This window comes from Streptococcus mitis, from assembly GCF_946190335.1.
Classification (GTDB): Bacteria; Bacillota; Bacilli; order Lactobacillales; family Streptococcaceae; genus Streptococcus; species Streptococcus mitis_CH.
Window position 1 is genome coordinate 379,377 of sequence record NZ_CAMHZN010000001.1, and the last position, 12,829, is coordinate 392,205.

Consider the following 12,829-nt stretch of genomic DNA (forward strand, 5'->3'; position numbering starts at 1 on the left):
CCCTCTGGTCGAGAGTTTCCCCATCCTATCATCTATTCTTTATTTTGCTTCGACACGGACACCTTGGGTATCAACCTTCAAGTCATGAAGTTTTCCTTTGAAGGGTTGCTTTTCCAATTCTGCCTTAATCGTTGACATCTTGTCATGAGAAGCCAAGACCATAACTGTCGGCCCAGCACCGGAGAGATAGGTTGCATAGGCACCATTTTCTTTAGCTACTTGCTTAATCGCCGCAAATTCTCTCACCAAGTCCTGACGATAGCGTTCATGGAAGAGGTCTCCCTCGATTGCTTGACCAGCTGTCACCATATCTCCTGCCAACAAGGCAGCAACAGCCACATTGGCGATAGAACTGGCAGTAACAGCTTCCTTGTAAGACAATTTCTTAGGCAAGACACCACGGCTGTCTCGAGTACGCAATTCATAGTTTGGAATGTAGGCTAGGAAATCACACTCTGGGAAGTCTGCTACGATAGCAGAAACTTGTCCATCAACAGAGCTTGCAATAACGAGATTACCATAAATGGCTGGAGCCACATTGTCAGGATGTCCTTCAATCTTGGTCGCCAACTGCAATTTTTCAGGGTCAGATAAGTTGAGATTTCCCAGTTGGTTGGCTAGTTCAATCCCAGCAACAATAACAGAACTAGAAGAACCCAAACCACGCGCCAAGGGAACATCACTGGTCATTTTCAAGCGTCTTGGTTGCAAGTCTGGTACAATTTGCAAAGCGATTTTGAGCAAGAGATTGCGCTCGTCATGTGGAATCCATTTGCCAATCTGGTGTTCAATCAGCCACTCATCTCGTTCTTCACATACCTCAATTTGAAGATACTTGGTTACAGCTACACCGACCGAGTCAAAACCTGGCCCAATATTGGCACTGGTTGCAGGTACAATAATTTTCATCTTATTCTCCTAGCACCTTGAAGGTATTCAAGAGGTCAAATTCTGAAACCTTCTTCAATTCAGCTGAGACATTTTCAAGCTGGGCTTTATTAATCTTGTGTGTGATGATCACGACACGCGCCTTGTCCCCCTCTTTGCCATCTTGGAGAATTTGCTTGAAGGAAATATCTTGAGCATTGAAGATTTCAGCCAATTTCAAGACCTGACCTTTTGAGTCTGGAGCCAAGATTGAGAAGTAGTAATTAGCTTTGACATCCTCAGGATTTGCCAAGACCAAGTCACGGCTATATTCGTTGAAGTCTTTGCCAATGGTTCCATCATTCAGGCGACGAACGATACGGACAATATCCGCCACAACACTTGTTGCAGTTGGTTTTTGACCAGCACCTGGTCCGTAGTACATAGACTCACCGATACCGATAGATTCTACAAAGACAGCGTTCATTACCCCATTTACACTGGCAAGTGGATGCGCTTTAGGAAGGAAGGTTGGAGTCACTTCTGCAGCAATTCCTGAAGAAGTTTCCTCGATAGAACCAACCAATTTCACTACATAACCCAAGTCTTGGGCTACAGCTACGTCTTCTGGTGTGATGTTACGAATTCCCTTGTGAGCTACATCATCAAAGGCAACCTTCATGCCAAAGGCAAATTGGCTCAAAATCACCATCTTGTAGGCTGCATCAATCCCATCTACGTCATTTGTCGGGTCGCTTTCTGCAAATCCTAGACGTTGCGCTTCCGCAAGAGCATCATCGTAAGACCAGCCTTCTTCCACCATCTTGGTCATCATGAAGTTAGAAGTTCCGTTGACTACTCCAAGCACGCGCGTGATTTTATCAGAAGCCAAGGAATTTGCCAAGGTACGAAGAATTGGAATCCCACCAGCTACTGCTGCTTCGTAGTAAAGTGCTACCTTGTTAGCTTTAGCGATTTCTAACAATTCTGCACCATGGACAGCCAAAAGGTCCTTGTTAGCAGTAACAACGTGTTTTCCAGCTTCCAAGGCACGAGTGATAAAGGTTTTAGCAGGTTCGATACGCCCCATCAATTCCACTACGATCGTAATGTCTTGATCTGACAAAATGTCATCCACATTGGTTACAAAGTTAAAGTTATTCCCTGCTGCAAGCAAGCGATTTTTCTCATCTTCATCCTTGACCAACACCTTAGCAACTTCAATCTCTGAATGTGCTGATTGATTAATTTTTTCTCCATTTTCCTTTAGGAGGAAAGGCACACCACTTGCAACGGTACCAAATCCTAGTAAAGCAATTTTAACTGTCATGTTTGTCTCCTCGAAATTTTCTAATATAGCCATTATAACAGAATTTTGTGAAAATTCCTATTATAGTAAATCACTATTTCAATCTAGAAAAGAAAAAACGAATCAGACGATTCGCTCTCCTTAAAATCTAGAAAAGGCTTTCCAGAAAGTATTATCCAATCTTTTGCAGATTGAGCACTGCATCGTGATTCATCAAGACTTGGCCATACTCTTGCAAGACTGAACGACTGATGTCACTATCATCCGCAAACTCGCGCATACGGGCTAAAAGCCAAGCTGGATATGGACTTGGATGATTTTCAATATCCACTAAAATGGTCAAATAATAGCGCTCGTTCATCTTGTAGAGTTCAGAAGTTTCCATCTCAAAAGTCACTGTCTGGGCAAAAGCCACCAAGTCAGCTAGTTTTGCAAAAGAAAGGATGTAGTAGATGTAAGGCTCTTTCTTGCTCTCAGCTTCTTGTTCAGCCTGTTCCTGCTCTTCTTCCTTGGCTTCGACTTGCTCTAGAGATTGAATCGCTTCGATATCATCCTTAGTTTTGTCCGCGATACTTTTTTCCAGGGTTTTGATAAATTCATCTGGCGACATTTGGGCTAATTCTTCCATATCTGGTAAATCCGATAAGTCTTCAAAATCTAGATTTTGATCAATCTTTGATTTGGTTACAAAGACATCGACCTTATCAGGTTTTGGAGTCACACGGAAGCTCAACATGCCTGTATCCAGAAAACTATCAGGCATCTCTAACTCATCCAAGATAGCATAAAAGAACTCTTCTGTTTTTTCTTGAGGAACGAGAAAGTCAGCAATCTCCATTCCTCGATCCATCAAATCTTCTAAAGACATCGTGATTTTTAAAGTTGTATCACTGATTTGTTTCATTTTCATTGCTAGTAACCTCATACTTTCAGTTCTATCTATTATACTAGATTTTTACGATTTTATCAAAAGAAGGCTCCTCTGTCGGGATAGATTTTCCATAGGGTAACTTCTGTAGAAGACTCTAAAAGAAAATTTCTGCAGACAAATAGAAAAAGCCTTCAAAATCGGCTCTTAGCCAACTTTGAAGACCTAATACATCAGAAAGCTTATAGTTTAAAGGTTGCTACACCGAGGATAGAACGATTTAAGTTTCTGAGAATTTGAAGACTTTGCTCAAATTTCTTATAACGAGTGACTCCGTATTCTTCAACAAGAAGGACTGTATCTCTTTCCAAAAGAGATGGTACATCTTGTAAATCTACAAAATGCATTCCTTTCAAGGCCTCTTGATTTTGTTTTAATTTATCTAGAATAGCTTTATTTGAGCTAACAATAGTCAACTCTTGTCCAGCATTTTTGTATGACAAGACATCTGCTAGGTTAGCAATTGTTGTAATCTCTGTTACAAAATCAATTTGATACTGAGAAAAATCACCTGCTCTATTGATTGTTGGATTAAAGAGATAAATCAATACATTTCCCATCACAACCAAAATCACACAAACTACTCCAATAACAGCTAAACGAAGAATCAGATTCTTGACGTTTAATCCAAGCGCTGTCTCACCGTTTGCGTTCAATTCTTTAGAGTTGATGGTTTCCAATTTTTCAATTTTTACATTTGCATAAGTGTGTTTAAATTTCTCAATCAATCCATCAATTTTTCGCTCCAACAAGTCATTAGCATCTTTACTTGGTGTCAAAATTTTCACACCAACCCCTGCATCGTCAATCATATAGTAGACAGTCAGTTTTTTCCACCAATAATCATTCGTAGAATTTTTCAAGGTTGTTTCTGTCGTATCTAATTCACTGGCAATTTTTTTCAACTCACTCGGCTCTACATCATTGAAAAGATAAGCTCCATTCAAATTCCCATCAATCAATTTTCCGTAGAAATCACTATAACCACCAATTTGATGATTCAAAATCGTTTTAGCTGAATCTTCTGGAGGAGTGATTTTATAGCTGATATAAGTTGAATAACTTGTTGTGTCTTTGACAGTATTTTTATTCTTAACTGCTTTAATTGTAAATGGTACAGCAATGAGAGCAAATAAAGCGATGAGAGCTAGAATATTTGCTTTTCGTTTTTTGTATAGATTTGCAAATAAATCAGCTACTGAATAATGTTCAAACATGATTTTTTTCTCCTTTGTTTAGTAGATACTGGTTTTCCTTTGTAAGCATTTTCGCTACAAATATAATCACAAGAACAATTCCCCAGAATTGCATTGTAAATAAATTGAAGAAACTTTCTGAAAAGCTACTTCTTGGCATAAAGAATAGATTATTCAAGATGAGTAGGGACAAGGCAAATAGGATTGTTCTTGAACGATAGGCTACTTGCAACATGGCTATGAATAACATACCTAGCAAGAGACTAAGTAGAAAGACTCCTATCATACCATAGTCGGTATACAACTCCATAATATAGCTACTTCCGATACCATGTCCTTTCAAGTATTCCTTGTTCAAGACAAGATAGGATAGATTATGGGCATAACTATTACTATCAATAGCTAGTTCCACACTATTGGTTGTATGTTCAAAGGCTTTTCCTCCGAAAATGGCCCCTAAACTTCCCCTTGCAAAATAATCAATAACAGGACCAAAAGTAAAATTGCGTAAATCTCGGTAAGGGAGGCTACTGTTAAATAGAAAGCCTCGAGCCAAAACACCAAAACTGGTTCCTTGTTTATAGATAAAGTCAAGCAGGATATCCCAGAAACCTGTATGGGAAACCTGGACATTATCCCGTACATAATTGAGTATTCCCATCGCTAACATGAGAATAGGAGAACCTACAAAAATCGCTAACTTTTCTTTAAATCCAATCCATTTTCCCTTTTCTGTTTGCTCCCGCATAAAGTAGTAAACAAAAGCAAATAGAATACTTAAAATAAAGGGATTGCGTGTCCCGATTGCCAAATGAATAGTATTAGCTGCAATAAAGGAGACAAGCACTGCTGTTGCCTGCAATTTCTTTGGCTTGGTTGCCAAATACATACACATTGCATAGACCGTAAATGTTGATAAGATATAGGTAAAATAAGGCAGTTTACTTTCAAAGTTTGCATAGTAGGCATAGTAGGAAGTCTGCAAGCGATACAGGAGCCGTTCAAATAACCGAATGAAATAGAAAGGATAGGTTAGAAGAAAAACTCCTAGCGATACAAAGCGCAACCGCTTGATGTAAACATCTTTTAGAGAACTTCCTATCTTGGGTACTTTTATTTGCTTTCTAGCTATAAAATAGCGAGCTAGGAGCCCCCCTGTGGTCAATCCCAATATCGAAACCATGACGACTATAAAGGCAAAACGATAGGCTATGGGATGATAGGTATCCAAAGCACCATCCCTAAAGTAATCAATAGTCGGTCTTGATACCAGAAATACAAAAATAGTTAAAAAGAAAATAAAATGGATTAAGTAATACTTGATATCATTCCAACAAGCAATTAAGCTACTAACCAGTAAGAACAATAAAGTAGAAAGCAAGCTAACATTGTTATTATTAAACAGATATACAATTCCACTTACTAGCGTCAAGGCATAACTGACTATGGTCAAACTAAATAATAATCGTTTTCCATCAATCACTTGCTCACCCCCGTTCTAATGTAATTTTTTAGATTTTTCAATATTTTTTAGTAATAAGAATCGGTATAAGGAAATATTTATAAATAGAGCCAAAGCACTAATTCTTCTCCCCTTGCGGAAAATAGGATTCCTAGCAATAGCAAAGGCGTGGCCTTTTAAAAAACGATGAATCTGAGAATAGGCTTCAAACTGTTTATACTGATCATCTAGTAACATCTTATCCAGAATAAAGAAGTGGGCATAAGCCAATCTGAAAAAAGCAACCTCTTTCAAATCCGTATAGTTTTTCACAACTTCATTGTAAAACTTTTGATAGATATCAATATAGGCTAAATCCTTCTCTGCATAGGGTTTAGTCGTAATACTATCCCCTCTATGGAAATAGTAATAATAGGGTTTGGTATTAACAACGTACTTATTAGCCAACTTGATTAAATCAAAATGATAATAAGCATCTTCATAAATCAATCCCTTTGGAAAGGATAGGGCAGTTGCAATCTCTCTCTTGATTAGCTTATTGCAGATCGTTCCAGGTATTTTTTCACCTATGAGGTATTCCTTTAGAAATGTTTGGGAATCACAGACAAAATAGTCATCCTGATTGGTTGATTGTGGGCTTTCATCATTAGCATAGACATTCATGACACCACAGCTCGAAACATCCGCATCTTCTTGAATTAATTGCTCATATAAGCTCTGAATCATTTCTGGATGGATATAATCATCTGAGTCAATAAAAATCAGATAATCTCCGTGAGCCTGCTTCATTCCATCGTTTCGTGCTTGTGACAAGCCTTCGTTCTTTTTATGAAGCACTGATACCCTATCATCTTGTTCAGCGATTGCATCACACAAGCGACCACTTTCATCTGTTGCACCATCATCAACAAGAATGATTTCCAGATTCTGATAGGTCTGCTTCTGAATGGAAGCTATCGATTTTTCTAGGTACTGCGCCACATTATAGACTGGCACAATGACACTAATTAGTGCAGTTTCCATGCTACTCCTCTAATAGTTTTTCTACTTGTTCGATTTGTTTGGCAATTGTAAATTGTTGAATGAACTGGCTAGCCTCATTGACATCGAAGTTTGAGGCAGAGGTCATGTAGTTCGTAATTGCCTGAGCTGCTTCTTGATTGCTCTCAATGATTTGTCCAAATCGTCCTTCTTGGGATAATTCCTCAGCCCCTCCAACATCAGTAGAGACAAAAGGGATTCCAAGACTCAAGGCTTCCACATACACTCCAGGAAAACCTTCTTGTTTAGACATAGACAAGAGAACTTTCGTCTGAGATAAATACTGATAAGGATTTTTTTGATAACCAAGGAAATGTACATAGTCTTCAAGCTCATACTCTTTGACGCGGTTTTTCAGTTCCTCTTCCATATCACCAGCCCCTATGAAGTAGAGATGATAGTTTTTCCCATCTTGGTGTAATAACCTCATCACTTCCACCACACGGTCAGAACCCTTATTTTCCTCAATCCGTCCGATAGTACAGATACTTTGAGGTGAAATCTCGATATCTATCTTCTCTTGAGATTTTTCTAGAATAGTCTTAAAATCATATCCATTATAGACCGTCTGTAATTTCGAAGCATAATCTGGATAGACTTCCTTGATAGAATTACTGGTCTTTTTTGAAATTCCTACAATGGTATCCGCAGCATCCAACTGGCGTCTATGTGATTCTCTTTTGGAGCTATCCTTAAGAAATTCTTCGATACTTCCATGAATCCAAGAGATTTTCTTGACTTCTTTTCTTTTAGAAAACAAAAGTGGAGGATTCATAATGGTAAAAGAAACTTCAACATCATAGTCATCTTTTACAAGCAAGCGACGAGTCAGCCTTGGAAAATAAATTCTCATTCTCCACAAAAAAGCTCGTAACCATCTAGCTTGGCGATAATCTTGAAAGGATTTTAAAATTCCTACATGCTTGGGCACAGATTCGTACCCCTTGTCAAAATGCTCCATTTCAAGAATATCAATATCATACTTTTCTGGATCCAGATTTGAAACAATGGTAGATAGAATCTTTTCTGCACCGCCTCCGAGAGAAAAAGACCACATAAAAAATAAGATTTTTTTCTTAGCCACCATATTCTCCCTTGTATTCTGTATAAGACTTATCCATATCTGCTATAATGGCATCATGATGCGGTACTTGCTTGTCTGCTGGTGGTGGCGTCATATAATCCCCAAAAGCAGTGCTAAGATAGGCATCATAGCCGATTGGAATGGGCATCTCAGTTCCTTCAAATGGCAAGAAGAGATTATCCTCAAAAGATGCGATTGGGTACTTGTTTCTCATATAGCCAGGACCTGAACATAATTCCGTGATTCCATCGCTCTCAGCTAGACCATACTTGGTCATTTCTTTTTCAGCTTTTTTCCAAATGCGATAACGGAGTGATTTTGGCGTCAAACCGAGTAAAATGCGACTTCCCCATTTCATAAGTGCACCATGTTTTTCTGGAATAGTTTGCGCACAAAAGAGTGAATAAATCAAGGCCCAACGAACCTGCTTTTTCCGCTCAGCTGGATTTTTCGGATAATAATCCAAAGGTAAAACATCCAAGGCCAGACCATGTGGCAAATCCAAATCCTGCTGATAAGGTTTGATACAGGTGGTTTCCTTGTCACGAATGGTAATAAAAAGATTGCGGTCGACAAAATCCTTATTACTCTTTGACAAGAAATAACGCTCATCTGCATAACGAGGCCATAATTCTGCTAATTTTTCATAGTCCTTACGGGGCATAAAAAAGTCTAGGTCGTCGTCCCAAGGAATAAACCCCTTGTTTCGAAGGGCGCCAATAGCACCTCCTCCACAGAGATAACAAAGCAAATCATGTTCTTTACAAAAGGCCACAAAATATTCAGCCATCTCCAGACTTCGAGCCTGAATTGCTTTTAAATCAGTCATATTGTTCATTATTCTTTCTATCGTATCGTTCCATTATACCACAAATAAGGGATGAAAATCTATTGCAGACTGTAAAAAATCAAAGCCTGACTGCTAGATAAATAGCCTTCAAACTTTGATTTTTCTATCTTATCTCATTCCCATTTGAGATAGCTTGGTTTGATATTTATTTTGGTCTACTAAGAGTGCCTGTCCTCCGTAAACATCATAGGCATCGACCCAATCACCTAGTTCTGGAACTGTTAATCTCTCAATACCATTTTGCGCTCCATCTAGGAAGGATAAACCATTGGTCAATAAGAAACTATAAGGAACATTCGTAGAGGTCATCCCAAAGACCTTACCGAGTGCTTCTGATCCAGTAAAGAGTTTAGTTGGATCCTTAAGTTGCTGCAGAACAGCTGTCAACACTTGCTGTTGTCTCTTGGTACGACCATAATCACCTTCGTCATCATCACGGAAACGTGCATAATTGAGCAAGGTCGAACCGTTCATCTGCTGTTTCCCAACTTTGATAGTCTGGGTTGGAGACTCTGTTTCTGTAGCATGCAAGTCATCTCCCACGGTAACTTCGGTTAAAGGTTGACCTTCTAAGGTTGAGAATTTGGCATCAATCGTTACACCGTCAGGGAAGAGAGTGTCAATAGCAGTTGCGAAGGCTTGGAAGTCTACCAAGGCGTAGTACTTAATGTCCAAGTCAAAATTATCTTTCAATACTTGGCGAACCATTTCTGCCCCTTTTTGGCCTTCTTGCTCTCCTAGTTCATAGGCCACATTCAACTTATTATCGGATTGCTTTCTACCATTAATGACTTGACTGTATCCGTCTATATAAACCAAATTGTCACGCATAAAGCTGACCAGCTTAATTTTCTTATCTGAGCCACCAACGTTTAGAACCATAATCGAGTCCGTTCTCGTCTCAGCACTATTTTGGCCAATCCGTCCATCCGTTCCCATAATCAAAATATTGACCCCATCCTTGGTATCTTGACCATGAAAAACTTCTACTTGAGCTGCCTTAGCGTTGGCAGGTTTGGTTGGATCCGCATTTGAATAACCTTTTAGGAACATAAAAATCATGCCAAAACCAACACAGGCTAGAAGAGCAAGCAATCCTGCAAAAATGCGCCCCCAACGAATCTTACGTTTTTTGGACTTAACCTTTGGAAGAGGATGACTTTTCTGATATTTTTTTGCACGACTACGGTTACCATAGGATGGAAGAGGAGACTGATTGACTGGTTCCATGAAAGACTCTTCCATATCATGATTTTCATTATGAATTTCTGGTGAAGGTCCACTACCGCCAGCCATATTTAACTTACCTTGCAGGTAAGCAAACTCTTTTTTTTCTCGCTCATTGAGGTAATGAATGTTCTTAAAGAGATAGTCATAACGCAGCTGCTCATGATGACTTAAGGGATTTTCTTTATTCATCTTTTCTCCTTTCCATGGTCTGATATTGGATAAATAGGATAGGCGCCCAGCACTTTATACTTGATTCCAATCGCTTCTAATTCTTTTTGGGCAAAGTGGACCAAGTCCTTATCAGCATAGTCCACATCGATAATGAAAAAGTATTCGCCCAGTGCTGTCTTGAGTGGCCGACTTTCAATTTTTGTCAGGTCAATTCCTCTCCAAGCAAAGGTCGACAGGGCCTTATAAAGTGCACCTGGAAGATTGTCCGGTAAGGTCATGGCCAAACTCATTTTCTCAGTTTGTGCTTTTAAGGGAATACTAGGCTTTTCAGCTCCCAAAACCCAGAAACGTGTGAAATTGGCTTCCATTTCCTGAATATCCTCGGCAATCAGTTCTAAACCATATTCTTCAGCAGAACTTCTAGGAGCAATGGCTGCATAAGGCTGGTCTGGATGTTCGGAAATAAAACGGGCCGCATAAGCTGTACTAGCTGTTACCTCGATTTGGGTCTCTGGATATTGTTCATCGATGAATTTCTTTCCTTGAGCCAAAGCCTGAGGATGAGAAAAAATCTTTTCAATCTTAGTATGACCTGTAACCACCATCAACTGCTGATGAATAGGCTGAACAATTTCTGCCACTGCTTGGATGCGAGCCTGATGAAAAAGGTAGTCTAAGGTTTCATGAACACTACCTTCGATAGAATTTTCAACTGGCACCACAGAATAGTCCACCAAGCCTTGCTCATAGGCCTTGATGACATCTGTAATATTGGCAAAGGCCTGCAATTCCTCATGAGGAAAAGCTGTCTGCACAACGTGGTGTGAAAATGATCCCTTGGGACCTAGATAAGCAATTTTCATCTCAGTTCCTCTATAATTTCCTCTGGGCTTAGCTTGGTCACATCCAAAACCCGACTGGCCACTTCCTCATACCAAGTCTGTCTTTCTTGGAAAATAGCTGCAAGTTCTTCCTTGCTATTATTTAGAAAAAGCGGTCGCTGATTGTCCTTATCAGCTGCGATACGTTGGTAGAGGGTTTCAAAATCCGCTTTCAGGTAGATGTTATCTGTATTAGTCTTGAGTAAGTCGCGATTTTGTTGAGAAATGACAACTCCTCCGCCAGTTGACACAACTTGATCTCTTTGTAATAACTCAGCTAATACTTCTGACTCTACCTGTCGAAAGGCCTCTTCTCCCTTTTCCGCGAAAAATTCCGCAATGGACATGCCTAAACGCTTCTCAATCAGTGAATCCATATCGAGATAATCTGGATCCAATCCTCTTGCAATAGTCGATTTGCCAGCCCCCATAAAGCCTAATAACACCTTAGCCATGAATCAAGCTCTCCAAATCATCAAAGAAGCTAGGATAGCTGGTATTGATGGTTTCAGCACGGTCAAGTTCCACTTCTCCATCTGCAACCAAGAGGGCTGCGATAGCTGTCATCATGCCGATACGGTGGTCACCAAAAGTATTGACTCTAGCACCGTGAAGGGCTGATTTTCCTTTGATAATCATTCCATCTGCTGTAGGTGTGATATCTGTACCCATGCTATTTAAAGCGTCTGCCACAACCTGAATGCGGTCTGTTTCCTTAACCTTAAGTTCCTCAGCATCCTTAATAACTGTTACACCTTGAGCTTGGGTCGCAAGTAGAGCGATAACTGGCAATTCATCAATCAAGCGTGGAATCAAAGCGCCACCAATCTCTGTTCCTTTGAGGTCTGAAGACTCAACAGTTAAGGCAGCAGATTTAGCCACTGGGTCAATTTCAGTTACTTCCAATTTTCCACCCATGGCGCGAATGACATCGATGATACCTGTACGCGTTTCGTTAATACCCACATTCTTCAGCACTACACGAGAATTTGGAACAATCAAACCTGCGACTAGCCAAAAGGCTGCACTGGAAATATCTCCTGGTACGACCACCTTCTGTCCTGTCAATTTTTGTGGCCCTTGGACTGTGATTTTCTTACCGTCCACACTTAAATGACCACCAAATTGCTGTAGCATATCTTCAGTATGATTACGAGTGCACTCTTTTTCGATAATTACGGACTCTCCCTGAGCCTGCAAGGCCGCAAACATCAAGGCTGACTTGACTTGGGCAGAGGCAATTGGCAACTCATAATGAATAGGTCTTAGGTTTTTCGTCCCTTTTAAATGAAGGGGAGGCAAGTCTCGTTCAGTTTGCCCTGAAATGTTAACACCCATTTTTTTCAATGGAATCGTCACACGGTCCATAGGACGTTTGGAAAGACTATCATCTCCAAACATTTCTACTTCAAAATCTGCACCAGCAAGAACACCTGAAATCAGGCGAATCGACGTTCCAGAATTTCCCATATCAAGGGCATTTTGTGGCGCTTTTAAGCCATCCATACCTACACCTTGAATGGTAATAACCCCATCTTTATCCTCAATCTCAACACCAAGGTCACGAAAGACTTGCATGGTCGAAAGGACGTCTTCGCCACGTAATATATCATAAACCTTGGTCTCACCCTCAGCCAAACTGCCAAAGATAATGGAACGATGGCTAATAGACTTGTCACCTGGAACTCGGATACTGCCGTGTAAGTGGCTAATGTTTGTTTTTAGTTTCATACTCGACCTCATACTTGCAATACTTTTACCTATTTTATCATAAAAAGTCAGAAATTCCTTAAAAATTCCTGACTTTATG

The 12,829-nt window shown here is 39.9% G+C and carries 12 protein-coding genes; all 12 read right to left on the reverse strand.

Going from position 1 to position 12,829, the window contains the following annotated elements; all coding sequences use genetic code 11:
- Window positions 1-39: 39 nt before the first annotated feature.
- Entirely contained in the window at window positions 40-909 is an 870-nt protein-coding gene (gene thrB, locus N8O43_RS01995; RefSeq protein WP_227325952.1) for a homoserine kinase, read from the reverse strand.
- Between the two features lies 1 nt (window position 910).
- Window positions 911-2,197, reverse strand: a complete 1,287-nt coding sequence (locus N8O43_RS02000) for a homoserine dehydrogenase (protein WP_049487265.1) — start codon at window positions 2,195-2,197, stop codon at window positions 911-913.
- 151 nt (window positions 2,198-2,348) lie between these two features.
- Window positions 2,349-3,086 carry an adaptor protein MecA gene (mecA, locus tag N8O43_RS02005; protein ID WP_023943094.1) on the reverse strand — a complete coding sequence of 246 codons (738 nt, stop codon included), beginning with the start codon at window positions 3,084-3,086 and terminating at the stop codon, window positions 2,349-2,351.
- A gap of 200 nt (window positions 3,087-3,286) precedes the next feature.
- Window positions 3,287-4,321 (reverse strand): teichoic acid biosynthesis protein TarQ, encoded by a 1,035-nt coding sequence (gene tarQ, locus N8O43_RS02010; protein ID WP_261008837.1) that lies wholly within the window; start codon window positions 4,319-4,321, stop codon window positions 3,287-3,289.
- Window positions 4,314-5,783, reverse strand: coding sequence for an O-antigen polysaccharide polymerase Wzy family protein (locus tag N8O43_RS02015; RefSeq protein WP_033684924.1), 1,470 nt, complete (start codon window positions 5,781-5,783; stop codon window positions 4,314-4,316). The genes tarQ and N8O43_RS02015 overlap by 8 nt, the downstream gene beginning before the upstream one ends.
- Window positions 5,784-5,798: 15 nt before the next feature.
- Window positions 5,799-6,785, reverse strand: a complete 987-nt coding sequence (locus N8O43_RS02020) for a glycosyltransferase family 2 protein (RefSeq protein ID WP_261089252.1) — start codon at window positions 6,783-6,785, stop codon at window positions 5,799-5,801.
- A gap of 1 nt (window position 6,786) precedes the next feature.
- Entirely contained in the window at window positions 6,787-7,890 is a 1,104-nt protein-coding gene (locus N8O43_RS02025; protein ID WP_261089253.1) for a glycosyltransferase, read from the reverse strand.
- Window positions 7,880-8,725, reverse strand: a complete 846-nt coding sequence (locus N8O43_RS02030; protein ID WP_261089254.1) for a LicD family protein — start codon at window positions 8,723-8,725, stop codon at window positions 7,880-7,882. Before N8O43_RS02030 ends, N8O43_RS02025 begins: the two co-directional genes overlap by 11 nt.
- Before the next feature lie 120 nt (window positions 8,726-8,845).
- Window positions 8,846-10,156 (reverse strand): LCP family protein, encoded by a 1,311-nt coding sequence (locus N8O43_RS02035; protein WP_261089255.1) that lies wholly within the window; start codon window positions 10,154-10,156, stop codon window positions 8,846-8,848.
- Entirely contained in the window at window positions 10,153-11,001 is an 849-nt protein-coding gene (gene pheA, locus N8O43_RS02040; protein ID WP_261089256.1) for a prephenate dehydratase, read from the reverse strand. The genes N8O43_RS02035 and pheA overlap by 4 nt, the downstream gene beginning before the upstream one ends.
- On the reverse strand, window positions 10,998-11,474 hold the full coding sequence (locus N8O43_RS02045; RefSeq protein WP_261089258.1) for a shikimate kinase: 477 nt from the start codon (window positions 11,472-11,474) through the stop codon (window positions 10,998-11,000). The genes pheA and N8O43_RS02045 overlap by 4 nt, the downstream gene beginning before the upstream one ends.
- Entirely contained in the window at window positions 11,467-12,750 is a 1,284-nt protein-coding gene (aroA, locus tag N8O43_RS02050; RefSeq protein ID WP_261089261.1) for a 3-phosphoshikimate 1-carboxyvinyltransferase, read from the reverse strand. Before aroA ends, N8O43_RS02045 begins: the two co-directional genes overlap by 8 nt.
- Window positions 12,751-12,829: the final 79 nt, after the last annotated feature.

Bases quoted from the DNA above. Each gene is read 5' to 3' on its own strand.
- thrB (WP_227325952.1), bottom strand. From the start codon at position 909: ATGAAAATTATTGTACCTGCAACCAGTGCCAATATTGGGCCAGGTTTT.
- N8O43_RS02000 (WP_049487265.1), bottom strand. From the start codon at position 2,197: ATGACAGTTAAAATTGCTTTACTAGGATTTGGTACCGTTGCAAGTGGT.
- mecA (WP_023943094.1), bottom strand. From the start codon at position 3,086: ATGAAAATGAAACAAATCAGTGATACAACTTTAAAAATCACGATGTCT.
- tarQ (WP_261008837.1), bottom strand. From the start codon at position 4,321: ATGTTTGAACATTATTCAGTAGCTGATTTATTTGCAAATCTATACAAA.
- N8O43_RS02020 (WP_261089252.1), bottom strand. From the start codon at position 6,785: ATGGAAACTGCACTAATTAGTGTCATTGTGCCAGTCTATAATGTGGCG.
- N8O43_RS02025 (WP_261089253.1), bottom strand. From the start codon at position 7,890: ATGGTGGCTAAGAAAAAAATCTTATTTTTTATGTGGTCTTTTTCTCTC.
- N8O43_RS02030 (WP_261089254.1), bottom strand. From the start codon at position 8,725: ATGAACAATATGACTGATTTAAAAGCAATTCAGGCTCGAAGTCTGGAG.
- N8O43_RS02035 (WP_261089255.1), bottom strand. From the start codon at position 10,156: ATGAATAAAGAAAATCCCTTAAGTCATCATGAGCAGCTGCGTTATGAC.
- pheA (WP_261089256.1), bottom strand. From the start codon at position 11,001: ATGAAAATTGCTTATCTAGGTCCCAAGGGATCATTTTCACACCACGTT.
- N8O43_RS02045 (WP_261089258.1), bottom strand. From the start codon at position 11,474: ATGGCTAAGGTGTTATTAGGCTTTATGGGGGCTGGCAAATCGACTATT.
- aroA (WP_261089261.1), bottom strand. From the start codon at position 12,750: ATGAAACTAAAAACAAACATTAGCCACTTACACGGCAGTATCCGAGTT.